The 23,305-nt window shown below is 72.3% G+C and carries 27 protein-coding genes and 1 tRNA gene; 19 read left to right on the top strand and 9 right to left on the bottom strand.

Annotated elements, in window-relative coordinates; translation table 11 throughout:
* Window positions 1-60 precede the first annotated feature (60 nt).
* The 5 genes from ACH41F_RS21810 to ACH41F_RS21790 form a co-directional block, all read right to left on the bottom strand.
* On the bottom strand, window positions 61-1,794 hold the full coding sequence (locus ACH41F_RS21810; RefSeq protein ID WP_398837004.1) for a copper resistance CopC/CopD family protein: 1,734 nt from the start codon (window positions 1,792-1,794) through the stop codon (window positions 61-63).
* Window positions 1,795-1,899: 105 nt separating this feature from the next.
* Window positions 1,900-2,652 carry an SDR family oxidoreductase gene (locus ACH41F_RS21805; protein WP_391233606.1) on the bottom strand — a complete coding sequence of 251 codons (753 nt, stop codon included), beginning with the start codon at window positions 2,650-2,652 and terminating at the stop codon, window positions 1,900-1,902.
* The gene (locus tag ACH41F_RS21800; protein WP_391233605.1) at window positions 2,649-3,116 is read right to left on the bottom strand and encodes a cupin domain-containing protein; all 468 of its coding nucleotides are present in this window, start codon (window positions 3,114-3,116) and stop codon (window positions 2,649-2,651) included. The genes ACH41F_RS21805 and ACH41F_RS21800 overlap by 4 nt, the downstream gene beginning before the upstream one ends.
* Window positions 3,113-3,700 (bottom strand): GNAT family N-acetyltransferase, encoded by a 588-nt coding sequence (locus tag ACH41F_RS21795; protein WP_398837003.1) that lies wholly within the window; start codon window positions 3,698-3,700, stop codon window positions 3,113-3,115. Before ACH41F_RS21795 ends, ACH41F_RS21800 begins: the two co-directional genes overlap by 4 nt.
* On the bottom strand, window positions 3,693-5,753 hold the full coding sequence (locus ACH41F_RS21790) for a penicillin acylase family protein (protein WP_398837002.1): 2,061 nt from the start codon (window positions 5,751-5,753) through the stop codon (window positions 3,693-3,695). Before ACH41F_RS21790 ends, ACH41F_RS21795 begins: the two co-directional genes overlap by 8 nt.
* Window positions 5,754-5,831: 78 nt before the next feature.
* Here ACH41F_RS21790 and ACH41F_RS21785 point away from each other — a divergent pair, with 78 nt between their 5' ends.
* From ACH41F_RS21785 to ACH41F_RS21765, 5 genes are all read left to right on the top strand, one after another.
* Window positions 5,832-6,536 carry an SIP domain-containing protein gene (locus ACH41F_RS21785; protein ID WP_391233602.1) on the top strand — a complete coding sequence of 235 codons (705 nt, stop codon included), beginning with the start codon at window positions 5,832-5,834 and terminating at the stop codon, window positions 6,534-6,536.
* Between the two features lie 100 nt (window positions 6,537-6,636).
* The gene (locus tag ACH41F_RS21780; protein WP_398837000.1) at window positions 6,637-7,230 is read left to right on the top strand and encodes an HhH-GPD-type base excision DNA repair protein; all 594 of its coding nucleotides are present in this window, start codon (window positions 6,637-6,639) and stop codon (window positions 7,228-7,230) included.
* A 55-nt stretch (window positions 7,231-7,285) separates the two neighbouring features.
* Window positions 7,286-7,942: a DUF308 domain-containing protein gene (locus ACH41F_RS21775; RefSeq protein WP_391233600.1), complete on the top strand. Its 657-nt coding sequence runs from the start codon at window positions 7,286-7,288 to the stop codon at window positions 7,940-7,942.
* Between the two features lie 69 nt (window positions 7,943-8,011).
* Window positions 8,012-8,320, top strand: a complete 309-nt coding sequence (locus ACH41F_RS21770; RefSeq protein ID WP_391233599.1) for a hypothetical protein — start codon at window positions 8,012-8,014, stop codon at window positions 8,318-8,320.
* Between the two features lie 57 nt (window positions 8,321-8,377).
* Window positions 8,378-8,506: a hypothetical protein gene (locus tag ACH41F_RS21765; RefSeq protein WP_391233598.1), complete on the top strand. Its 129-nt coding sequence runs from the start codon at window positions 8,378-8,380 to the stop codon at window positions 8,504-8,506.
* A gap of 33 nt (window positions 8,507-8,539) precedes the next feature.
* On the opposite strand, the gene ACH41F_RS21760 is transcribed toward ACH41F_RS21765, so the two are convergent.
* Window positions 8,540-10,135 (bottom strand): helicase HerA-like domain-containing protein, encoded by a 1,596-nt coding sequence (locus tag ACH41F_RS21760; protein WP_398836997.1) that lies wholly within the window; start codon window positions 10,133-10,135, stop codon window positions 8,540-8,542.
* A 104-nt stretch (window positions 10,136-10,239) separates the two neighbouring features.
* Between ACH41F_RS21760 and ACH41F_RS21755 the strand changes: the two genes are divergently transcribed.
* Entirely contained in the window at window positions 10,240-10,536 is a 297-nt protein-coding gene (locus tag ACH41F_RS21755; protein WP_030420160.1) for a type II toxin-antitoxin system VapB family antitoxin, read from the top strand.
* A gap of 99 nt (window positions 10,537-10,635) precedes the next feature.
* Window positions 10,636-11,280, top strand: a complete 645-nt coding sequence (locus tag ACH41F_RS21750) for a LytR C-terminal domain-containing protein (RefSeq protein WP_391233596.1) — start codon at window positions 10,636-10,638, stop codon at window positions 11,278-11,280.
* A gap of 86 nt (window positions 11,281-11,366) precedes the next feature.
* Here the strand turns inward: ACH41F_RS21750 and upp are convergent, their stop codons facing one another.
* A complete protein-coding gene (gene upp, locus ACH41F_RS21745; RefSeq protein WP_391233595.1) occupies window positions 11,367-12,002 on the bottom strand; it encodes a uracil phosphoribosyltransferase in 636 nt (211 codons plus the stop codon).
* Between the two features lie 129 nt (window positions 12,003-12,131).
* Here upp and ACH41F_RS21740 point away from each other — a divergent pair, with 129 nt between their 5' ends.
* From ACH41F_RS21740 to ACH41F_RS21705, 8 genes are all read left to right on the top strand, one after another.
* A complete protein-coding gene (locus tag ACH41F_RS21740) occupies window positions 12,132-12,335 on the top strand; it encodes a hypothetical protein (protein WP_391233594.1) in 204 nt (67 codons plus the stop codon).
* Between the two features lie 245 nt (window positions 12,336-12,580).
* Complete coding sequence (locus tag ACH41F_RS21735; RefSeq protein WP_391233668.1) at window positions 12,581-13,120, top strand: hypothetical protein; 540 nt, start codon at window positions 12,581-12,583, stop codon at window positions 13,118-13,120.
* Window positions 13,121-13,176: 56 nt separating this feature from the next.
* The gene (gene tadA, locus ACH41F_RS21730; RefSeq protein ID WP_391233667.1) at window positions 13,177-13,602 is read left to right on the top strand and encodes a tRNA adenosine(34) deaminase TadA; all 426 of its coding nucleotides are present in this window, start codon (window positions 13,177-13,179) and stop codon (window positions 13,600-13,602) included.
* Window positions 13,603-13,646: 44 nt separating this feature from the next.
* Window positions 13,647-13,731, top strand: a tRNA-Ser gene (locus ACH41F_RS21725).
* A gap of 364 nt (window positions 13,732-14,095) precedes the next feature.
* Window positions 14,096-14,275: a hypothetical protein gene (locus tag ACH41F_RS21720; RefSeq protein WP_398836994.1), complete on the top strand. Its 180-nt coding sequence runs from the start codon at window positions 14,096-14,098 to the stop codon at window positions 14,273-14,275.
* A gap of 8 nt (window positions 14,276-14,283) precedes the next feature.
* Window positions 14,284-14,577, top strand: coding sequence for a Dabb family protein (locus ACH41F_RS21715; RefSeq protein WP_361517462.1), 294 nt, complete (start codon window positions 14,284-14,286; stop codon window positions 14,575-14,577).
* Between the two features lie 171 nt (window positions 14,578-14,748).
* Window positions 14,749-15,615 carry an RNA polymerase sigma factor SigF gene (locus tag ACH41F_RS21710; RefSeq protein WP_398836992.1) on the top strand — a complete coding sequence of 289 codons (867 nt, stop codon included), beginning with the start codon at window positions 14,749-14,751 and terminating at the stop codon, window positions 15,613-15,615.
* A gap of 348 nt (window positions 15,616-15,963) precedes the next feature.
* A complete protein-coding gene (locus tag ACH41F_RS21705; protein ID WP_391233591.1) occupies window positions 15,964-16,848 on the top strand; it encodes a SigB/SigF/SigG family RNA polymerase sigma factor in 885 nt (294 codons plus the stop codon).
* 530 nt (window positions 16,849-17,378) lie between these two features.
* Here the strand turns inward: ACH41F_RS21705 and ACH41F_RS21700 are convergent.
* Complete coding sequence (locus ACH41F_RS21700; protein WP_391233590.1) at window positions 17,379-17,576, bottom strand: hypothetical protein; 198 nt, start codon at window positions 17,574-17,576, stop codon at window positions 17,379-17,381.
* Window positions 17,577-17,774: 198 nt separating this feature from the next.
* Here ACH41F_RS21700 and ACH41F_RS21695 point away from each other — a divergent pair, with 198 nt between their 5' ends.
* From ACH41F_RS21695 to ACH41F_RS21680, 4 genes are all read left to right on the top strand, one after another.
* Window positions 17,775-18,257: a MarR family transcriptional regulator gene (locus ACH41F_RS21695; protein ID WP_391233589.1), complete on the top strand. Its 483-nt coding sequence runs from the start codon at window positions 17,775-17,777 to the stop codon at window positions 18,255-18,257.
* Window positions 18,258-18,270: 13 nt separating this feature from the next.
* Window positions 18,271-20,784 (top strand): MFS transporter, encoded by a 2,514-nt coding sequence (locus ACH41F_RS21690; protein WP_398836989.1) that lies wholly within the window; start codon window positions 18,271-18,273, stop codon window positions 20,782-20,784.
* A gap of 134 nt (window positions 20,785-20,918) precedes the next feature.
* Window positions 20,919-21,743 carry a YceI family protein gene (locus ACH41F_RS21685; RefSeq protein ID WP_398836987.1) on the top strand — a complete coding sequence of 275 codons (825 nt, stop codon included), beginning with the start codon at window positions 20,919-20,921 and terminating at the stop codon, window positions 21,741-21,743.
* 9 nt (window positions 21,744-21,752) lie between these two features.
* A complete protein-coding gene (locus ACH41F_RS21680) occupies window positions 21,753-22,226 on the top strand; it encodes a TIGR03618 family F420-dependent PPOX class oxidoreductase (RefSeq protein ID WP_391233586.1) in 474 nt (157 codons plus the stop codon).
* An 86-nt stretch (window positions 22,227-22,312) separates the two neighbouring features.
* Here the strand turns inward: ACH41F_RS21680 and ACH41F_RS21675 are convergent, their stop codons facing one another.
* Window positions 22,313-23,068 carry a TetR/AcrR family transcriptional regulator gene (locus tag ACH41F_RS21675; protein ID WP_398836985.1) on the bottom strand — a complete coding sequence of 252 codons (756 nt, stop codon included), beginning with the start codon at window positions 23,066-23,068 and terminating at the stop codon, window positions 22,313-22,315.
* Between the last annotated feature and the right edge of the window lie 237 nt (window positions 23,069-23,305).

Here is a 23,305-nt window from a genome sequence, read left to right as displayed (position 1 = left end):
GGCCGGAACTCATCGGTCGCGAGAGCGGGTTCGACCGGCACCGGCGGGTCGAAGGACCGGTCAGCCGATCCGCACCGTTTTCGTCTCGCTGACCTGGTCGATCTCCGAGACCCGGATCGTCACCTTCATCTCCCAGGTGCCGGCGAGGGGGAGGTCGAGGTCGTTGGTGCCCCAGTAGCCGCCCCGGTCGGTGAGCCGGGCGTCGAGGGGGCCGATGTCCTGGGCGGGGAGGGAGAAGGACAGCCGGAGTTCGGGCACGATGGCGAAGCCGCCCTCGGCGTCGAGGACCACGGCCTCCACGGAGTTCTGGCCGACCCGCGCGGGGTCGAGGGTGATCTGCACCTGGCCGCGCGCGCCGCCGACCTCGAACGGCACGTGGCTGACGGAGGCGACCGGCAGACCGGCGGCCGCGGGGCTCTGCGCGGCCTCCGCCTCCGCGCGGCCGGGCACGGTCCCGGTGAGCACGGTCGTCAGCACCAGCACCACCACCCCGACGGTGACCTCGGCGAGCACGGACCTGCGCAGCCCCCGCCGGTCCGCGACGACCGGCGGCTCCTCCGGCGGGCCGTCCTGCGGGCCGTCGGGCAGCGCGGGGCCGCCGACCGGCTCCGGTACCCGTCGCGGGACCGCGGTCCGCGTCCCCGCCGTCGCCAGCCGTACCGTCCACAGGCGGGAGAACCCGGCCGCCGTCAGCAGCACGACCACCGCCGTCAGCTTGGCCACCAGGAGCCTGCCGTACGTCGTGTCGGTGAGCGCGGACCAGGAGCCGAGGCCGCGCCAGGACTGGTAGACGCCGGTGAGGACGAGGACGCTCACGCAGGTGAAGGCCAGCCGGGAGAAGCGCGTGACAGTGGCCGGCTCCAGGACCGCCGCACGGGACAGGGTGACGACCAGGGCCGTGAGTCCGCCCAGCCAGGCCGCCATCGCCAGCACGTGCAGCACCGAGGAGGCCATCGCCACCGGCACCTGGATGCCGGCGGAGGCGTGCTCCCCGGCCGCCCAGGTCAGGGCGAGGCCGAGGGCGAGGGCGGCGCCGATCGCGTAGGAGGACCTGCGGCGGCGGAACAGCCGGAGCAGGAAGACCGCGGTGAGCGCGAGGAGGGCGAGGCGGGCCAGCAGGACCAGGCCGGGGCGGCTGGTCGCCGTCCGTTCGAGGGCGGCGGCGCCGAAGGCCGTCGCGGGGCCCGTGCCGGCCTCGAAGGGCGCCCGGAGCACGAACAGCGAGACCGTGGCGCCGAGCAGGGTCCACCAGCCCACCCGCAGCAGCCGGGGCAGCACGTTCGGGTCCGCCGGGCGGCACAGCGCGAGGAAGACCGCGGTGCCGACGAGCAGCGCCACCGCGAGATAGGCCAGGTAGCGGGCGATGGTGTAGAGGCCGGTTGTCGCCGGGTTCTCCACCGGCCCCGGGTCGACGGTCACCGCCGTCGCCGAGGGCTCGCCGACGGAGAAGGTGAACGCCCCCGACACCGGGTGGCTGTCCGCCGAGACGACCCGCCAGGCCACCGTGAAGGTGCCCTCGCCGAGCCCGGCGGCGGGCAGCGCGACCCGGACGCTGTCGGAGCGGCCGGGCACGTGGTCGGCCTCGCCCGTGCGCACCCGCTCGTTCCTCGGGCTCAGCACGCGGAAGGAGTCGTCGAGCAGTCCGACGGACTCCGTGAAGGTGAGGGTGATGTGGCGGGGCGCGGAGGCGAGGACGACTCCGTCGCGGGGGTCGCTGGAGCGCAGGGCGGCATGGGCGGACGCCGGTCCGGCGCCCTGGAAGAGGAGCAGGACCAGCACGGTGCCGAGCAGCACCAGGCTCTGAACTCCACGCCGTCGTCGTCCACCGTCACGCCCCATGTCAGTTCCCCAGCCCTGGACTCGCCTCCGCCAGAGGTACGGACCCGGGCGCCGGAACACTCACCAGGTGGGCCGCGCCGACATCCCGCCGTCCACCACCAGGTCCTGCCCGGTGACGAAGGAGGCGAGCGGCGAGGCGAGGAACACACAGGCGTCGGCCACGTCCTCGGGCCGTCCCAGCCGGCCCAGGGGCGCCTTGTCGAGCCACCGGCCGACCCCGTCGGGCCATTCCCCGGCGAGGCCGTCCCGGTCGATCAGGCCGGGCGAGACGCTGTTGACGCGCACACCGCGCGGGCCGTACTCGAGGGCCGCCGCGCGGGCGTGCATCACCACGGCCGCCTTGGACGCGGCGTAGTGGGCGTGGCCGGTGGCCGGGGCGTGCGCCTCGATCGAGGCGATGTGGGTGACGGACCCGCCCTCCATCACCTCGGCCGCGGCCTGCGTGCAGGCGAACACGCTCGTCAGGTTGGTGTCGACGACGTCCCGCCACTCGCCGGCCGTCATCCCGGGCAGCGCCCGCACCGGCTGCACCCCGGCGTTGTTGACCAGCGCGGTCAGCCCGCCGCCCCACGCGGACGCCTCCCGCACCAGCTCCCGGCAGGCGTCCGCGTCCGCGAGGTCGGCCCGCAGGACGACGGACCGGGCGCCCGCCTCCCGGACCCGGGCCGCCACGTCCTCGGCCGCCGCCTCCGCCGTACGGCAGTGCACGGCGACCGCCGCGGCCCCCTGCTCGGCGAACCGCAGCGCGATGCCCCGACCGATGCCGCCGCCCGCGCCCGTGACGAGGGCGACCTGACCTTCGAGGAGTCTCATGGGCGGCACAGTGCCGCGATCCGGTCGCTCTGCGCGGGATAGCGCGCCGCCAGCGCCTCGAACTCCCCGTGCTCATAGCCCTCGTAGGTGAACCCGGGGGCCATCGTGCAGCCGAAGAAGGTCCAGGCGCCCCGGGAGCGCGCCCCCATCCAGGTGCCGCCGGGCACGGTCAGCTGGAGGTGCTGCCCGGCGCGGACGTCGGGTCCGAGGACGGGGGTCGAGGAGGTGCCGTCCGGGGCGAGGAGCAGCAGGTCCAGGGGGTCGCCGAGGTAGAAGTGCCAGATCTCGTCGCTGGGCAGGCGGTGCAGGGCGGAGAAGTCGTCGGAGGTGAGCAGGGCGACGATGGCCGAGCCCTCGGGACGGCCGTCCGCGCGCTCGGGGCCCGCCCAGGTCCGGCGGAACAGGCCCCCCTCGCGCGGGATCGGTTCCAGTCCGTAGTGGGCGACGAGGTCTTCCGGGGTCACCCGGAGAAGGCTACCTCCCGTGTCAGGAACGCGAGTTGGGCGTGCTTCTCGGGCAGGTACACGCCCGGGAGGTCGATCTCCGGCAGCACGACCCGCTCGCCGGGCACGAACCCCTGCCGCAGGAAGCGGGCGATGGCCTTGCCGTTGCGGACGTCGGGGTCGACCACGACCCGTCGGCGGTCCTTGAGGACGAACGTCGCGACGGCGCCGAGGAGCGCCGAGGACCAGCCGCTGTGCCCGCCGTCGGCCCCGGCGGGCGCGAGCAGCAGATGGACGCCGATGTCCCCGGGTTCGACGGGGTAGCACTCGCTGACCCGGTCGGCCTCCGGTTCGTAGGTCTGGAGCAGCCCGACCGGTTCGCCGTCCTTCTCCAGCACGAAGGCGTGGTGGGTGTCGAGGGTGTCCATGTGGGCGTAGATCTCCGCCACTTGGTCGCGGGTGAGGCCGTTCATGCCCCAGAACGCGGCGCGTTCCTCGCTCACCCAGCCGTGCAGCACCTCGGCGTCGGCCCGCGCGTCGAGGACGCGGACCCGGACGGTGCCGAAACCGTCGACCTTCTGCTCGTGGACGTAGGTCTCAGACATCGCTCTCCTTGCTGAGCTGTTCGAAGTCGGTGACGACCGGGACGAGGTCGCCCACCAGCCACAAGGGCAGTTGGTCACGGTGATGGGGTGAGCCGGGCACCCCGGAGGCGCCCAGCGGGACCACCCAGCGGCTGTCCTCGCGCCGGGCCAGGTCCCACACGTACCGGGCGGCGGGCCCGCGCGCGGCCCGGTCGGTCAGGCCGGGGACGGCCGAGGTGCACAGCACGCAGTCGTGGTCGCCGGACAGAGCGGGTGCGGTGTGCTCCTCGTCCGCCGGGTCCGGCAACGCCCGCCAGGCGAACAGGCGGTGGGTCTCGCCCCAGGTCCCCGGGGCCTTCCCGGCGGCCACCTCCTCGACGGCCGCGCGGATCTCGGCGGGGCGGTCGATCCCGTACAAGTCATCGGCGCGCAGGAGGTGTTCGAGGGCGTAGCCGATCCTCGGGACCAGGGCGAGCCAGGGCAGCAGGACCTCGGGGTAGGCGGGCGGGGAGGTCAGCGCGGCGAACGCGGGGTGGGCGGCGAGCCGGCGTACGACCGCGCCGCGCACCGCCGAGTAGAGGGCGGCGCCGGTGCTGTCCGCGTCCATGCGGCGGTCCCAGGCCAGCAGCGTGTCGCGGATCTCGGTGGCCGCGGGGGACAGGTCCGGGAGCGCGGCGAGGTGGTCCAACAGGGGTGCGGCGGACGCGAGATGGGTGTCCATGTGGATCGCGGGCATGTCGTCCGCCGTCCACCGCTCCTTCTCCGCGAGCAGCCGCGCGATGCGGTGCGCGCGGTGCGGCGGGGCGAACTCCACGCCGAGCGGGGCGGCCGGGCCGCGCTGGTTGGCCATCACCGCGACCCCGTCGGTGAGTCCGGCGCGGGGCATGGCGTGCCAGCCCGTCCACGCGTGCCCGGGTTCCCAGGCGGGGACGGTCCGGGTGCGGTTGGCCGTGGAGCGCACCGGCACCCTGCCCGCGACCCGGTGCAGCAGCCCGCCCTCGGTGTCGGCGGCCTGGACGACGTTGACGGGCTCGGCCCAGGCGTCGAAGGCCCGGTCCACGTCGGCGACGCGGCGGGCACGCAGGAGGGGCAGCAGGGCGCCGAAGCCGAGGTCGCCGGTGACGCGGGGCGGGGTGCGCAGGCTGAGGGCGAGGGGGGTGCCGTCGTCGAGGCCCTCGGGTCCGCCGGCGATCACCGGGCCGCGCTCGGTCTCGATGACCTCGACCTCGACCGGCTCCTCGCCCGCCACCTCGACGGTCTCGGTGTGCCGGGACGCGCGCCGCCACCTGCCGTCCGGGCCGAGGGCCTCGACGCCCGCGCCGGTCCTCCTGAGCCGCTCCTGGTAGAGGTCCTGGTAGTCGGCCATGGCGTTGGTGATGGCCCAGGCCACGGTGCCGGTGTGGCCGAAGTGGGCGAGGCCGGGAATGCCGGGGACGGCGAGGCCGACGACGTCGAACTCCGGGCAGGACAGGTGGATCTGCTGGTAGACGCCGGGGTCCTCGATGAAGCGGTGCGGGTCGCCGGCGATGATCGCCTGTCCGGTCACGGTCCGCTCGCCGCTCACCAGCCAGCCGTTGCTGCCCGAGGTGCCGGGCCCGTCGGCGGCGAAGAGCCCGACGGCCTCCTCGCCGAGGTGCCGGATCGCCTGCTCGCGCCAGAGCTTGGCGGGGAAGCCCGCGAAGAGGACGTGGGTGGCGAGCCAGACGCCGAGCGGGGTCCAGGGCTCCCAGCGGCCGGGGGTGCCGAGCGGCAGGCTCTCCTCGGCGAGCTGCTCGTTGACGCCGTCGACGTACGCCCGCACCCACGCGGCGGTCTCCGGGTCCTGTCCGCTCAGGGTCGCGAAGCAGCGCCGCGCGGTGTCGTCGAGGCGGGCGCGTCGTGCGAAGCGGTCCCAGGGCAGGGCGTCGGCGCCGAGGACGGCGGCGGAGGTGCCGCGTGCCCGGTGCCGCTCGACCTCCAGTTGCCAGGCCCGGTCGCGGGCGGTGACCCGGCCCTGGGCGCGGGCGAGTTCGCGCACGCTGCCGGCGCGCAGATGCGGGACACCCCACTGATCCCGGTAGATCTCGGCGCTCACTCTGGGTCTCTCCTGTGCTTTAGGTTAGGCTCACCTAAGTTATCAGTGGTGGAAGCGTACGCGAGAGGTGAAGAGACGATGGCGCAGGGGCATGGCTGGGAGGGCGCGGTCCTTCGACTGCTGCGGGCGAAGGACTACGTCTTCACCGTCACGGGCGCCGAGGACGTCACCCCGGCCTACCGGCGGCTGCACCTGACCGACGGCGGGATGCTGGCGGCGACCGGCGTGCACCCCACGATGTGGGTCCGGCTGTGGTTCTCCGCCGCGGGCAAGCCGCACCAGCGGGCGTACACCCTCGTCGACCCGGACCCCGCGGCCGGCACCTTCAGCCTGGAGTTCGCCCTGCACGAGGGCGTGGCCAGCGACTGGGCGCGTACGGCGAGGCCCGGCGACACGATCGAGGCCACCGTCCACGGCACGGGCTTCGAGCACCCCGACCCGGCCCCCACCCACGTCGTCGCGATCGGCGACCCGGCGTCCCTGCCCGCCATCAACTCCCTGCTGGACGCGCTGGACTCGTCCCCGGCGACCATCTGGTTCGAGGGCTCCACCACCGGCCTCCCCTTCCGCACCGACCCCTCCCGCCACGAGGTCCGCGCCTCCACCGCCCTGGTCGACGAGGTCAAACGAGACCTCCCCGACCTCCTGAAGGCCCACCCGGACGCCTACGTCTGGATCGCCTGCGACACCGCGACGACCCGCACCCTGTCCGCCTACGTCCGCAAGGACCTCGGCGTCCCCAAGGACCGCACCCACGCCCTGGGGTACTGGCGGGCGGCCTGAGGGTCCCGTGGCGCGGGCGTCCTCCGGAGCCGCCGGGTCGGGCGCCGCGCCGGCCTTCCCCGCGTGGAGCTCCGACGCGCTCCGGGGCATGATCGGGGTCATGGACGTCACCCTGCACCTCGCCCAGGACCCCGAGGCCGACGAGCTGCTCGGGCGCTCCCCGCTCGCCGCGCTGGTCGGGATGCTGCTGGATCAGCAGGTTCCGATGGAGTGGGCGTTCAAGGGGCCCCGGACCATCGCGGACCGCCTCGGCGGGGACGACCTGGACGCGCACGAGATCGCCACGCAGGACCCCGAGGCCTTCGCGGCGCTGCTCTCGGAGAAGCCCGCGGTGCACCGCTACCCGGGCTCCATGGCCAAGCGGATCCAGCAGCTGTGCCAGTACCTCGTGGAGCACTACGACGGCAGCGCCGAGCTCGTCTGGAAGGGCGTCGACGACGGGCGCGAGCTGCTGGCACGGCTGGAGTCGCTGCCCGGCTTCGGCAAGCAGAAGGCCCAGATCTTCCTGGCCCTGCTGGGCAAGCAGCTCGGCGTACGGCCCCAGGGCTGGCGCGAGGCGGCCGGCACGTACGGCGAGGCCGACGCCTTCCGGTCCGTCGCCGACATCACCGGTCCGCAGTCGCTGACGAAGGTGCGGGCGCACAAGCAGGAGATGAAGGCGGCGGCCAAGGCCGCGAAGGCCGCCAAGGGGTAAGCCGATCGGCGCAGCCCACCGCGCGGGCGGGTCGCGCCCGGTCCAAGCATGGACCATGACCGAAGCACCGAGCGGCTCCCCCCGGGGGCCGGAGTACGACGACCGCGGGGTTCACACGCGGCACCGCGCCCATGAGCCCGAGCCGCCCCTCGAGGGCCCCCTGCACGCGCTGTCCCGGGCGGCCTGGCAGGTCGTCCTGCTCACCGGTGTCGCCTCGCTGGTCCTGGGCGTGCTGGTGCTGATCTGGCCGGGCTCCACGCTCCGGGCCACCGGCGTCCTCTTCGGCGTCTACCTCGTCGTCAGCGGCGTGTTCCAGCTGGTCTCCGCCTTCGGCACGCACCGGACCACGGGCCTGCGCGTCCTGGCCTTCCTCAGCGGGGCGCTGTCGATCCTGCTGGGACTGTTCTGCTTCCGCGGCCCCATGCAGTCGATCCTGCTGCTCGCCCTGTGGATCGGCATCGGCTGGCTCATCCGCGGGATCACCCAGACCCTGGCCGCCGCCTCCGACCCCGCGATGCCCGCCCGCGGCTGGCACGTCCTGCTCGGGATCCTCACGTTCGTCGCCGGGATCGTGCTGATCGACTCCCCCTTCGAGTCGGTCGCCGTCCTCACCGTGGTCGGCGGGATCTGGCTGGTCGCCGTGGGCGTCGTCGAGATCGTCACCGCGGTACGGATGCGCGGGCGGGCGGCTCAGGTGCCCCGCACGGTGTGAGTAACCCGTGCGGGCGGATCTCACGGACGACGCGATGAACCTCGTACTCCCTGGGGCAGAGCAGCAATCATGAGCAGCACCAGAACCTGGCTCCGCGCCTTCGTCCTGCTGCTCGCGCTGCTCGTGCCGGGCGGCCACGCCGGGGCGCACGCCGCCACCGCCGTCGCCCCGGCCGTCTCCGCCGAGCTCGTCGAGTACGACGTCCTCGACACGGCCCTGCGGCCCCCGGCCCGCGCCGCCCACCGCCCCGTCGCCCCCCTGGGCCCCGCGCCCCGCCCCGCCCCGGCGCCCGGTGTGCCCGCGGACCGGCCCCTGCCGGTACCGCCCCGGCCGCCGTACGCCCTGCCCCTCCTGCGCACGGTGGTCCTGCGCTGCTGACCGGCCCTCGCCCCGAGGACACAGGCCAGTCAGCAGCGACCCGAGGAGAGCACCACCATGCCCGTCGACCCGTACGCCGTCCTGCGCGCCCTCGTGCGCGCCGAGGCCTCCCGCAACGCGCCCAGGCCGCAGGCCCGGCAGGAGCAGAAGCCGCAGCCGTCCCCGCAGGAACAGCGGGCGCGCTGAGCGAGGGCCACGGCGGAGGCGGGGCCCGTCCGGCTACCGCCTCCGCCGGGCCGTACCGAAGATCGAACGGCTGATCTCCCGGCCGATCTGCGTGCCCAGCGACCGGGCGAGGGACTTGAACACGCCGCTGTCGACGACCTGTCGGACGACGGAGGGCTCCTCCTTCCGCGAGCCCGCCGGGGCCGGGGGCGCCGGCTCGGCCGTCATCTCGTCCGGCCCCTTCGCCCCGCGCCGGGCGCCCAGCTTCTCGTAGGCCGACTCGCGATCCACAGCCTGTGCGTAACGCCCGTACAGCGGCGAGGCCGTGACCGCGCTGTCGAGGGCGGCGGTGTCGACCGGGCCCATCAGGGACTCGGGGGCGCGCAGCCGGGTCGCGGCGACCGGGGTGGGGGCGCCCTTCTCGCTGAGCACCGTGACCACCGCCTCTCCCGTGCCGAGTCCGGTGAGCAGCTCCTCCAGGTCGTACGCCGAGTCCGGGAAGGTCCGCACGGTGGCCTTCAGCGCCTTCTGGTCGTCCGGGGTGAAGGCCCGCAGGGCGTGCTGGACACGGTTGCCGAGCTGGGCGAGGACGTCGGCGGGCACGTCCTTCGGGGTCTGCGTCACGAAGAAGACGCCGACCCCTTTCGAGCGAATCAGCCGGACGGTCTGCGTGACCGACTCCAGGAACGCCTTCGAGGCGCCGTGGAAGAGCAGATGCGCCTCGTCGAAGAAGAAGACGAGCTTCGGCCGGTCGGTGTCCCCGACCTCCGGCAGATCGTGGAACAGGTCGGCCAGCAGCCACATCAGGAACGTCGAGAACAGCCGCGGCTTGTCCTGCACGGCGGGCAGTTCGAGGACGGAGACCATGCCGCGCCCGTCCTCGGCCGTGCGCAGCAGCTCGTTCGTGTCGAACTCCGGCTCCCCGAAGAAGTCGGCCATGCCCTGCGCCTCGAAGGCGGTGAGCGCGCGGAGGATGACCCCGGCCGTGGCGCTCGACAGCCCGCCGATGTCCTTCAGCTCCGGCCTGCCCTCGTCGGAGGTCAGGAAGGTGACGACGGCCCGGAGGTCCTTGAGGTCGACGAGTTCGAGTCCCTTGCTGTCGGCGTAGTGGAAGACCAGGCCGAGCGACTGCTCCTGGGTCTGGTTCAGCTGGAGCACCTTCGACAGCAGCAGCGGGCCGAAGTCGGTGATCGTGGCGCGCACGGGGATGCCGTGGCCGATGCCGCCGAGGGCGTAGAACTCCGCCGGGAAGCCGGTCGCGGTCCACCGCTGGTGGACGTCGGCGGCCCGAGCCCGGACCTTGTCGTTCTCGGCGCCGGGTGCCGAGATCCCGGACACGTCCCCCTTGATGTCGGCCAGGAACACCGGCACACCCTGTGCGGAGAGCTGCTCGGCGACCAGCTGGAGCGTCTTGGTCTTGCCGGTGCCCGTGGCGCCCGCCACCAGGCCGTGCCGGTTCAGCATCGCCAGCGGGATCCTGACCTGCGCGTCCGGCAGGCACACCCCGTCCCAGAGCAGGGCGCCGAGATCGAGGGCGGGACCGCCGAAGGCGTACCCGGAGGCGATCTCGAGGGCCTCTTTCGGGAGGGCGGGGGCACTGCCCGGGGCCTCGGGAGCGGCGGCCTGCGGCATGGTCTCGCTGTCACTCATCTCAGGCACCTGTTCCGGTTTGCCCCCTCTTACGGCATCTTTTCCAGCATCACACTCCGCCGCCGAGGCTGCGCCCGGAAGGTCTTGACCGGTAGGCTTTCCGTGTGATCTTCAAGCGCATCGGAAACGGCCGGCCATACCCCGACCATGGCCGGGAAAGCACCCGGCAGTGGGCGGACGTCGCTCCGCGCCCGATCCGCCTCGATCAGCTGGTGACGACCAAGGGCCAGCTCGACCTGGAAACCCTGCTCGCCGAGGACTCCACGTTCTACGGCGACCTCTTCGCGCACGTCGTGAAGTGGCAGGGCGACCTGTATCTCGAGGACGGTCTCCACCGCGCGGTACGAGCGGCGCTCCAGCAGCGCCAGGTGCTCCACGCGCGTGTACTGGAGCTGGATTGAGTGACGCCCCTGTGAAGGGTTGGCCCTTTCGGGTTCACCTGACCCGAATCCAATGATCATTTAGTAGGCATCGTCGCCCGGGCGCACTACGCTGCGCCCATGAGCATGCTGACTCCCCCAGGCATGGGCGGCAAATACCGGATCACGGGGGACAAGTACCCACGCATGCGCCGCCCCCGGCGGCGCGGCCGGCTCGTCGTCGCGACCGTGGCCTCGGTCACCGCGCTCGGTCTGGTCGGCTGGGGCACCCTGCAGCTCATCGAGGTCTTCACCGGCAACAGCGACCAGGCCTCGGCGGCCGGTACCAAGGCGGACTGCGGGACCAAGGCGTCCCCGTCGGCGTCGCCCACCGCCGGCACCGCGTATCCCGCGCCGGCGAAGATCACCGTCAACGTCTTCAACGCCACGCCCCGCGCGGGGCTCGCCAAGAAGACCGCCGACGAGCTGAAGAAGCGCGGCTTCAGGATCGGTGACGTGGGCAACGCGAGCGCCGAGTTCGACAAGAAGGTCAAGGGCACCGGGCTGCTGCTCGGCCCCACCTCCGCCGTGAGCACCTCGCTGCCGGTCCTCGGCACCCAGCTGGCCGGCGCGCAGGCACGTCCTGACGGCCGCAAGGGCACCGACCTGGACCTGATCATCGGGACCGGGTTCAGGTCCCTCACGGCGAAGGCCACGGCGGACAAGGCGCTGGCCGCGCTGGGCAGGCCGCAGCCGTCGCCGAGCCCGTCCGGGAAGACCTGCTGAAGACACCTCAGGGGCGCGCAGGACCGCGCGACCGGCCACCGCCGGCCCGCGGACCCTCGCACCCCTGCGGAGGAGAGACCGGGTCCTTACTCGGCGGCGCCGTAGAGGCGGTCACCGGCGTCGCCCAGGCCCGGCACGATGTACCCATGCTCGTTCAGGTGGTCGTCGACGGCCGCCGTCACGACGGTGACCGGCGTCCCCGCCAGCTCGCGCTCCATGAGCTCCACGCCCTCGGGCGCGGCGAGCAGCACCACGGCCGTCACGTCGTCCGCGCCCCGCTTGATCAGCTCGCGGATCGCCGCGACGAGCGTGCCGCCGGTGGCCAGCATCGGGTCGAGGACGTACACCTGGCGCGCGGAGAGGTCCTCCGGCATGCGCGTGGCGTACGTGGACGCCTCCAGCGTCTCCTCGTTGCGGATCATGCCCAGGAAGCCCACCTCGGCGGTCGGCAGCAGCCGGACCATGCCGTCGAGCATGCCGAGGCCGGCTCGCAGGATCGGCACCACCAGGGGGCGCGGGTAGGAGAGCTTGACGCCGGTGGTCGTGGTGACCGGGGTCGTGATGTCGACCGCCTCGGTCCGCACGTCCCGCGTGGCCTCGTAGGCGAGCAGGGTGACCAGTTCGTCGGCCAGCCGGCGGAAGGTCGCGGAGTCGGTGCGCCGGTCGCGCAGCGTGGTGAGCTTGTGAGCGACCAGAGGGTGGTCGACGACGTGGAGACGCATGTCCACAACATTAACCGGGCCCACCGCCCCCGGCGTCCCGCGTGGCGGCAAACCCCCGGTCACCCGTCCGCTGGCATCAAACCCCTCGTCGGAGGGAAAGTGGGAAGGACGCAATGGGGTGGTGAACACATGCCGGACCAGGAGTCGCCCGGGACACGGGAGTCGTACGAGAACGCGGCACGAGGGGAGACCGACGCCGAACGCCGCAGGCGCCGCGCCCAGTTCCTGCGCGATCTCGCCGAGGCCCGGGAGCTGCGCGACCGTGTCCAGCCGCGCCGCGCCAAGACCGCCCGGCTGCGCCACGCGATGCGCATGCGCACCTTCCGCTGGTAGGCCGACCGCCCCGCGGCGACCCGCCCTCTTCCGGCGCCCCCGTACCTCCCCGGCGCCCGAGCCGCGTACGATCCCGCTGGTGGACGATCAAAACGGGCGGACACAGGGTGCCGAAGACGTCCCCTGAACGCTCCGTTTCTGCCACGATTCCGAGTGGGCGGGGCTCGGAGCCAATGCCTCCCCGCCCACAGCCTCCGCCGGGGGGACCCCCAACCGGCACACCTATGACCAGTGGGAGAGTCACGGTGTACTTCGCCGCACTGCTCGCGCGCACCGAAGACGGGTGGGAAGCGAGCGACACAGAGCTCCTCGACAATGTGGAGACGCTGTCGGATCTGGCCGACCTCGCCCGGGAAGCCGCGGCCGAGGACGACACGGTGCTCGTACTGATCGAACAGGAGGACGTCTGGTTCGGCGTCGTCCGCATCGACGGTGAGGAAGACCCTCGTATCTACGTCTCGGACGCCGCCGCCGCTGCCCGCAGCAGCTACGGCGAGATCCTGCTCACCGACGAACTGCTCGGAAGGGAGCCCGAGGACGACGAACCCGACCTGGACGCCCTCGACCTCGACGGCACCGAGGACGGTGCGGACGAGGAGGAGGACGACGACGTCGCCGAGGCCGGTGGCTCCGCCGAGGCCGTGCCGCACGGTCCGGTCGGTGACCCCGGGGTCCTCGACGACCTGGGCGTCAGCGTCAAGGAGCTGAAGTCCCTGTCCGAGGACGCGCTCACCGCGATCGCCGAGGCCCTGGGCGCCTCGGAGGTGCTGGAGACCGTCCGCTGACCGGGAGGATCACCGAGGGGCCCCGGGACCCGGTGCGCGACCGCTGGCGGGCCGCGATGCGGCTCGCCCTGGCCGAGGCCGGGCGGGCCGGTGCGGACGTCCCCGTGGGGGCCGTCGTACTGGCCGCGGACGGCACCACCGTGCTCGGGGCCGGGCACAACGAACGCGAGGCGGTCGGCGACCCGACCGCCCACGCGGAGGTCCTGGCGATCCGGCGGGCCGCCGCCAAGCTCGGCGAGTGGCGGCTGACCGGCTGCACGCTCGTCGTCACCCTGGAGCCCTGCACGATGTGCGCGGGCGCGCTGGTGCAGTCCCGTGTGGACCGCGTCGTCTACGGCGCCCGTGACGACAAGGCCGGCGCGGCCGGCTCCCTGTGGGACGTCGTGCGGGACCGGCGCCTCAACCACCGCCCCGAGGTGATCGGCGGCGTGCTGGCACCGGAGTGCTCGGCCCTGCTCACCGCGTTCTTCCGGGACCGCTGAATCCGATTTCAAACCACGCCCCGCTGTGCTGTAAGGTCTCCCTCGGTAGCGTGTCCGAGCGGCCGAAGGAGCTCGCCTCGAAAGCGAGTGTGGCGCAAGTCACCGAGGGTTCAAATCCCTCCGCTACCGCTTGAGAAGGGCCCCGTCGTCAGACGGGGCCCTTCGTGCGTCGGGGCGCGGGGGTCCGGCGGAGCAGGACGGCCGGGGGAGGCGGTTCGGGGGGATGAGCCGTTTCCCCCGGCCGAGGTCCGGACCCTCCGGTGCGCGCCGCCTCGGGGGGAGGGGAGCGCGCACCCCGCAGTGGGGTCCGTCCCGCCCGGGGGGTTCCTGCGAGGTCCGCCGGGCTCACCTCCAGCCTGCGTTCCGGCAGGGCTTCACGGGACCGGCAAAGGACCCGTAGCCGCAGGTCGTTGGTCCTTAAATACGACCTGAAGCTACACTCGCGGCCGACACAGAAGTCCCAGAGGACTCAACAGTCACGGGGGAGGCCGCGGTGGCGGTGAATTCCAGGAAGGCCGCTGTCTACATCGTCGTGGTCTTCGTGCTGTACGTGATCATCACGGACCCGGAGAAGGCCGCGGACTACGTCCAGATAGGGTTCGAGGGCATATCGGACGCCGCCAAGGCCATCGGCGACTTCTTCACCTGGCTCGCCGACGGGGCGCAGAACTAGGAGCGCACATGATCCGCCACCTCGTCCTGTTCAAGCTCAACGAGGGCGTCGAGCGCGACGACCCGCGGGTCGTGGCGGGGGTCGAGGCCTTCCGCGCGCTCGACGGGAAGATCGAGGAGATCCGGTTCTGGGAGCTGGGCTGGAACCTCAGCGACCGCCCCATCGCCTACGACTTCGCCATCAACTCGGGGTTCGAGGACGCGGACGCGCTGCGACGGTACGTGGAGCACCCGGAGCACCAGGCGGGAGTGGCGCTCTGGAAGGAGTTCGCCACCTGGGTGATCGCGGACTACGCGTACTGATCCCCCCTCCCGCGCACGCCCCTCGCCGGAACGGCGGGGGGCGTTTTTGCGTCTTATGCCCCAACTCTTCCCTCAACACGGGGTTATGCGGTGCTTGCACACAGTGCACATGTCTTGTGATGCTATGACCGCTTTTGACGGATGAGTTGACCGCTGAAGACCGATGAAGAGGTGGCGTTGACCGTGTCGGCCAGTACTGCGCCGCCTCAGGAAGAGGCGCCCACCCAGCCCCCGGCGCCCGCCCAGGCCCCGGCGCCCGCCGCCCCCCAGCGCAGCCGGGGCGCGGACACCCGGGCCCTCACCCAGGTGCTCTTCGCCCAGCTCAAGCAGGTCCAGCCGGGCACTCCGGAGCACAACCGGGTGCGTGCGGCACTCATCGAGGCGAACCTCCCGCTGGTCCGCTACGCCGCCGCCCGCTTCCGCTCGCGCAACGAGCCGATGGAGGACGTCGTCCAGGTCGGCACCATCGGGCTGATCAACGCGATCGACCGCTTCGACCCGGACCGGGGCGTGCAGTTCCCGACGTTCGCGATGCCGACCGTCATCGGCGAGATCAAGCGGTACTTCCGGGACAACGTACGCACCGTCCATGTCCCGCGCCGGCTGCACGAGCTGTGGGTGCAGGTCAGCAGCGCCACCGAGGACCTCACGACCGCCTTCGGGCGCACCCCGACCACGGCCGAGATCGCCGAGCGGCTGCGCATCGGCGAGGACGAGGTGCTGTCCTGCATCGAGGCCGGGCGCTCGTACCACGCGACCTCGCTGGAGGCGGCCCAGGAGGGCGACGGGCAGCCCGGACTGCTGGACCGGCTCGGCTACGAGGACCCGGCCCTGGACGGCGTGGAGCACCGCGACCTCGTCCGCCATCTGCTGGTCCAACTGCCCGAGCGGGAACAGCGGATCCTGCTTCTGCGCTACTACAGCAATCTCACCCAGTCGCAGATCAGCGCGGAACTCGGCGTCTCCCAGATGCATGTCTCACGGCTACTCGCGCGTAGCTTCCAGCGGCTGCGGTCAGCCAATCGGATCGACGCATAGTCGACGCGCGGTCGGGCACGAAGTCAGGTGCACCGCCGGATGCATGAGGGGCGCACGGGAGCGCGTTCCGGAACGCCGCAGTTCGCAAGCAGGATCGAGGCGTAACCGGTAAGAGCGAATCGCTCACTTGCGCCGTTCCCGGCATTTCCCAGCCGAAATACCGTCAGACCCCCTTTATCCAGGGCGGATTCACGTCTCGCATGTCGACATGTCACTACAGCGTGTTGCCGACATGTGACATTCTGCGGGAAGAGCGTTTGCCGGGGCTCGGGCTCCGGTATTCAGGTGAAGGCCGGCGTTCCTCCCCGGAGCGTTGCCGCGACCGTCCCGCGACCCAAAGGGGGTGGCATGTCCGCAGACCAGGGCAGCTCGAAGGTGCTCACGCTCATCAAGAGCGAGGCTGCGCCCACGCTCGACGACACCACGGCTGTCGAGCCCGTGGAGGCCCCGGCCCTCCCGGAGACCTCGGGAGCCATCGACACCCGCACCCTGTCCCGCTCCCTCTTCCTGCGGCTGGCCGCCCTCGACGAGAACAGCCCCGAACGTGCCTACGTCCGGGACACCCTCATCGAGCTCAACCTCCCGCTGGTGCGCTACGCGGCGGCCCGCTTCCGCTCGCGCAACGAGCCGATGGAGGACATCGTCCAGGTCGGCACCATCGGCCTGATCAAGGCGATCGACCGCTTCGACTGCGAACGGGGCGTCGAGTTCCCGACGTTCGCGATGCCGACGGTCGTGGGCGAGATCAAGCGGTTCTTCCGCGACACCTCGTGGTCGGTCCGGGTGCCGAGACGGCTCCAGGAACTGCGCCTGGCCCTGACCAAGGCCAGCGACGAGCTCTCCCAGAAGCTCGACCGCTCCCCGACGGTCACCGAACTCGCCGCCGTCCTGGGCGTGTCGGAGGAGGACGTCGTCGACGGCCTCGCGGTCGGCAACGCGTACACCGCCTCCTCGCTGGACTCCCCCGCCCCGGAGGACGACGGCGGCGAGGGCTCCCTGGCGGACCGCCTCGGCTACGAGGACACCGCTCTGGAGGGCGTGGAGTACCGCGAGTCCCTCAAGCCGCTGCTGGCCAAGCTGCCGCCGCGCGAACGGCGCATCATCATGCTGCGCTTCTTCGCCAACATGACCCAGTCCCAGATCGGCGAGGAGGTCGGCATCTCCCAGATGCACGTCTCCCGGCTGCTCACCCGGACCCTGTCCCAGCTGCGCGAGGGCCTGATCTCGGACTGAAGCCCGCAGCAGGGGTCGGCATGTGACAGAGCGTCAGCCACCGTGGCCGATGCCGCGTACGACATGGACGTATGGCCGTCGAGGCGCCGCGACCGGCGCGTCGGCGGCCGTCGTCCGTCTGGGGCGCCCTGTCGGGACGCGTACGGGGGCAGCGGGGGCGTGGGGTGCTCGGACCCGCGTACGGGACGCCCTGGGGGCGATGCGGGCTGCCGGGGAGGTGCGGTTGGTGCCGCTGCCGGAGCGCGTACGGCACCAACTCCGCTGCCTCGGGCGGAACTTTCGTGACCACGCATGACTCGACGTCGCCTGCCGATACGGCGGGCGGCGCCAACTCCGGTGTCACGGACTCCGGTTCCCCGACGGACGCACCCACCTGGGGCAATCCGGTGTGCGGGCCGCCGCCGAGGGTCGCCAGCGCGAGAAGGTGAGCGTGAAGTCCCCGAACTCCGGTCGCCCTGCGGTCTGTTCGGGCACGGTGACCTTCGGGGCGCGCATGGTCGAGGCGCTCGGGGTCGGCGCCCGGAGGTGGCCTACTTGAGCGCGAGCCAGGCCACCGCCGCGACGATCGCCACGGCCACGACGACACCGACGATCAGGCCGATGCGGGGACCGGAGGAGGAGGCGGCCGCCGGCTGACGGCCCTGCGGGGCCTCGTCGACGAACGCGCGGAACATCTGGGTGCTGCCGGCGGGGTCGTGGTTGCCCTGGGGGCCCTGGGTGTTAGCCATGCCCCGAGACACTAGCGAATCCGCCGCGGCGGCCCAAGCGGGGGTGGTCAGGCCGCCGCATCCGCTCCCACGTGCGCGTTTACGGTCGCAATACTTGCCTTTGCCAAGTTTTTATGCCGAGGACGGCCCTTTTGTTTGCCTGTAGCAACCAATCACTCCTATGGTTGCCCTAAGCAACGAACACGGAGGTGGGTGGGGATGGCCCGGCGCCAGGCGCAGTACGAGGAGCTGATCCGCCAGTTCAGCGCCTTCGGAGCCGTGAAGCGGGAGATGGGACGGATCCTGCCGTCCGACTGCCCGAGCGGTTCCGCCGCCGTGCTGACGCTGCTCGCCCGGCACGGGGACATGCGCATGAGCAAGCTCTCGGAGCTGCTCGCCGTCGACATGTCGGTGACCAGCCGGCACGCGGCGCATCTCGCCGAGCGCGGCTGGATCCGGCGCTCCCCCGACCCGTCGGACAAACGCGGCCGCATCCTGCACCTCACCCCCGCGGGCCTGGTCCAGCTCCAGGAGCTCTCGCAGCGGACCTGTGAGCTGCTCGCCGAGCGGCTTAGCGACTGGAGCGACGACGAGGTGGACCAGCTGACCGGCCTGATGGCCCGGTTGCGGGCCAGCTTCGACGACTGCCGCACCGCCCCTCGCGTGTTCGAGGAAATCACCCGTACACCCGCAAGCACGTAAGAGAAGGAAGCCCATGGCAACGACCACACCAGCCGGTGTGCGGGCCACCCACGCCAAGCACGGGGGAGGCACCGCGCACTCCGGGCACGCCCCCATGACGCACCGGCAGATCATGGAGGCCCTCTCCGGGCTGCTGCTCGGGATGTTCGTGGCGATCCTGTCGTCCACGATCGTCTCGAACGCCCTCCCGGAGATCATCGGCGACCTCGGCGGCGGCCAGTCCGCCTACACCTGGGTCGTCACCGCGGCCCTGCTGTCGATGACGGCCTCGACTCCCCTGTGGGGCAAGCTCGCCGACCTCTACAGCAAGAAGGCGCTCGTCCAGATAGCGCTGGTCATCTACGTCCTCGGCTCCGCGGCCGCCGGCCTCTCCCAGAACGCCGGCACGCTGATCACCTTCCGGGTGGTCCAGGGCATCGGCGTCGGCGGTCTGTCCGCCCTGGCGCAGATCGTGATGGCGGCGATGATCTCCCCGCGTGAGCGCGGCCGTTACTCCGGCTACCTCGGCGCGACCTTCGCCGTCGCCACCGTCGGCGGCCCGCTGCTCGGCGGTGTCATCACCGACACCTCGTGGCTGGGCTGGCGCTGGTGCTTCTACGTCGGTGTGCCCTTCGCGATCATCGCGCTGATCGTGCTCCAGAAGACCCTGCACCTGCCGGTCGTGAAGCGGGACGTCAAGGTCGACTGGGCCGGCGCGTTCTTCGTCGCGGCGGCGGTCTCGCTGCTGCTGATCTGGGTCACCTTCGCCGGTGACAAGTACGACTGGGTCTCCTGGCAGACCTACGCCATGGTCGGCGGCTCGATCGCGCTCGCGCTGGTCTTCGTCCTCGTGGAGTCGAAGGCCGCCGAACCGCTCATCCCGCTGCGGCTGTTCCGCAACCGGACCATCACGCTGTCGTCGATCGCGTCGATGTTCGTGGGTACGGCGATGTTCTCCGGCACGGTGTTCTTCGCCCAGTACTTCCAGCTGGCCCGCGACGAGTCCCCGACCATGTCGGGTGTGCTGACCATCCCGATGATCGGCGGTCTGTTCGTCTCCTCCACCGTCTCGGGGCAGTTCATCACCCGCACCGGGCGCTGGAAGGCCTGGCTGGTCAGCGGTGGCGTGCTCATCACGGCGGGCCTCGGTCTGCTGAGCACCATCCGCTACGACACGGAGTACTGGAAGACCGCGATCTTCATGGCGCTGCTGGGTCTCGGCATCGGCATGATGATGCAGAACCTGGTGCTGTGCACCCAGAACCAGGTCGAGCCCAAGGACCTCGGCTCGGCGTCCTCCACGGTCACCTTCTTCCGGTCCCTCGGCGGTGCGATGGGCGTCTCGGTGCTCGGCGCCGTGATGGCCGACAAGATCACCGACTACGCCACCGACGGCATCGCCGCCCTCGGCCCCAAGTACGCCTCCCTCGCCTCCGGTTCGAGCTCCTCCTCCGAGATCCCGGACATGGACAAGCTGCCCGCGCCGCTGCGCACGGTCATGGAGAGCGCGTACGGCCACGGCATCGCGGACGTGTTCCTGATCGCGGCGGCCCTGGCGGCGGTCGCCTTCCTGGTCACGCTGTTCATCAAGGAGGTCCCGCTGCGGACCAGGGGCGCGCTGGCGCAGGAGAGCGCGCCGGCCGAGGAGGCGGCGACCGAGACTCCGGCGCCCTCCGAGGAGCGCGTCCCGAGCTGGGCGGCGACCGCCGAGACGCAGCCGGCTCCCGACGGCACCGAGCGGCACGCCGCCGTGGCCACCCTGGAGGCGCCCGCCGTCTCCTCCGGCGGCGGCATCCCGGTCCGCGGGTTCGTCCGCGGCGCCGAGAGCGCGCCGGTCCCGCAGGCCGCGGTGACGCTGATCTCCCTCGCGGGACGGCAGCTCGGCCGGTCGGTGACCCAGGCGGACGGCTCCTACGCCGTGGACGCGCCGAGCGTCGGCTCCTACGTCCTGATCGCCTCGGCGGACGGCTTCCAGCCGCAGGCCTCGACCGTGGTCGTGAACGGCGAGCCGGTCGCGTACGACATCCTGCTCAGCGGCACGAGCGGGCTGAGCGGGGTCGTGCGGGCCGTGGACGGCGCGCTGCCCGTCAAGGACGCCATGGTCATCGTGACCGACGTGCGCGGCGACCTGCTGGCCACCGGGACCACCGGTGAGCAGGGCGAGTTCGGCTTCGCCGAGCTGGTGCCGGGTGCCGTGACCGTCGCGGTGAACGCCGCCGGGTACCGGCCGCGGGCGCTGCCCGTCGAGGTCGGCGGCACGGGCGTCACCCGGATCGAGGTCGATCTGGAGTCCGGGGCCCAGGTGCTGGGTGTCGTACGGGCCCCGCACGGGCCGCTGGCCGACGCGCGGGTCACCCTCGTCGACGCGGCCGGGAACGTCGTGGGCACCGCGACGACCGGGTCGGACGGGGCGTACGCCTTCACCGACCTGGACGCCGGCGACTACACGGTCATCGCCACGGGTTACCCGCCGGTGGCGACGGCCCTGACGGTGGACGGTCGCGGAACCGACGGCCACGACATCGAACTCGCCCACCCCGGCGAGTAGGGGCCCCGGGGGCCCTACGGGGCCCCAGGCAAGGCCCGACCCTGAAAACCCCGGCCCGTGGCGGGTGGGCGTGCGCTCTGAGCGGAGGTGCGCGCCCCGCCACGGGCCGGTCGCATTCCTGAGGAGCACGTGAAATGGGACTGACCGCGAAGATCCGTACCCGGGACGGATGGGCCGTGTCGCACGCGGTCGTCACGGTGACCGACATGACGGGCGCGCAGGTGCTGCGCGTCGAGGCCGACACCGAGGGCACCGTACGGGACCCGAACCCGCTGCCGCCCGGGGCGTACACAGTGATCGTCACCGCTGTCGGGTACGCGCCGGCCGCCTCCAGCGCCCTCGTCACCGCGAGCGGCCGCGCCGACGTCGGCACGGTGACGCTGGGCCGGCAGGGCGGGACCGAGCTGCCGCCGCCCGGGCCGTGGACCGTGGACCCGGCGCACTCGACCGTGGGGGCGGTGGCCCAGCATCTGGGGATCTCCAGCGTGCGCGGGCGGTTCACGGACTTCGCCGCGGCCATCGAGGTCGCGCCCGGCGACATCGGCGGGTCCCGGGTGGAGGCGGTGATCCGGGCCGACTCCATCGACACCGGGAACGCCATGCGGGACGGGCACCTGAAGTCGGCGGACTTCCTGGACGTGGAGCGGTACCCCGAGATCACCTACCGGTCCTCGGGGCTGACGGCCGCCGGAGCGGACCGCTGGACCGTGCACGGGGAACTCGCCCTGCACGGCGTCGTACGGCCCGTCGACCTCGACCTCGCCTACCTCGGCACCGGCGCCGACCCGTGGGGCGGCACCCGGGCGGCGTTCCGGGCCACCGCCCAGCTGCGGCGCGAGGACTTCGCCATGAACTACAACCAGGTCGTGCAGGCGGGCATCGCCGCCATCGGTACGACGCTGAGGGTGGAGCTCGACATCCAGGCGGTGCAAGGGGATTCGCTGCCTCCGCAGGCCTAGGCTGAGGGCATGGCACCGAACATCGCGAGGAACACAGCCGTCTCCCTGGACGAGTTGCTCGACTTCGTCCGCCCCCGGCACCGGGCCCTGCTGCTGACCCGGCGGGCCGACGGCAGCCCGCAGGCCTCCCCGCTGACCTGCGGGGTCGACGACTCCGGGCGGCTCGTCATGTCGACCTACCCGGAGCGGGCGAAGACGCGGAACGCCAAGCGGGACGAGCGGGTGAGTGTCGTCGTCCTGAGCGACGACTGGAACGGGCCGTGGGTGCAGGTGGACGGGACGGCGGAGGTCATCGACTCGCCCGAGTCCGTCGAGCCGCTGGTGGAGTACTTCCGGAACATCTCGGGTGAGCACCCGGACTGGGACGAGTACCGGGAGGCGATGGTGAAGCAGGGGAAGTCGATCATCCGGGTCACGCCGGTGCGGTGGGGACCGGTCGCCACCGGCGGGTTTCCTGCGCGGTTGGCTTCGCCGGGCGCGTGACGGCTCGGGGGTGCGGTGCGTGTGCGGCTGCGGGTCCGACGGGGCTGGTCGCTGGTCGCGCAGTTCCCCGCGCCCCTGAGGTCGGTTCAGTCACCCTCTCTCTTCACCATCGCCTCGATGCCGGCCACCAGGAGGTCCAGGGCGAAGTCGAAGTCCCGCTCCCACATCTCCTCGACCGTGTCGCCGCCGCGGGCCGTCATGATGTCCTCGGACTGCCTGACGACCTCGGCGGCCCCCGGGTCCTGGGTCACCGTGCTCATGGCGTGCCGGAAGTACTCGTCCGGGGTCATGCCCACGTCCGTGGAGCGGGCGATGAAGTGGCCCTCGATCGTGCCGAAGCCGTACACGAACTGGAAGACGGCGGAGATGGCCGCGGCCAGACCGTGGGCGGGCAGACCGGTGCGGCGGATGACGTGCTGGATGCCCTGGGCGAACTCCAGGTAGTTCGGGCCGATGTTGAGGAAGGTCCCGATCAGCGGGGAGACCCAGGGATGGCGGACCAGCATGCCGCGGTAGCCGCGGGCCAGCGTGCGCAGTTGGTCCCGCCAGTCCTCGTCGGCCTCCGGGTCGGGCAGCGTGAGTTCACCGCAGACGGAGTCGAGGGCGAGTTCGAGGAGTTCGTCCTTGGTGTCGACGTACCAGTACACGGACATCGCGGTGACGTTCAGCTCGGCCGCCAGGCGCCGCATGAAGAACTTGGCCAGGCCCTCGGCGTCCAGCAGCCGGACGGCGGCGGCGGTGATCCGGTCCCGGTCGAGTCCGGACGGCTGACCTCCCCGCCGCGACTTGCCGCTCTCCAGCCACACGCTGGTGCGCGCCGTCCGCCGGCCCGGTTTCACCATGGCCCACCTTCCTGGTCCTGCGCTCGCCGATCAGCTTAGGCGCCCCCACGGGGGCGCGGGGACCCGCGCGATCAAGCACACACGCCCCACGACCACGCCCGCCCGCGCCCCTGGGCGCTGGTGCCCTCCTCCTGCGCGCCGGGCGTCTGGGCGACCTCTTCCCCGCGCTACGGGCGCCCAGGCCACGTCTTCCCGCACCACCGGGCGTCTAGGCGACCCCTTCCCGCACCACGGGGT

The organism is Streptomyces sp. NPDC020489, assembly GCF_044386545.1.
Taxonomy (GTDB): domain Bacteria; phylum Actinomycetota; class Actinomycetes; order Streptomycetales; family Streptomycetaceae; genus Streptomyces.
Note: the sequence above shows the minus strand (reverse complement) of the source record. Positions and strands in the feature narration are given on the sequence as shown.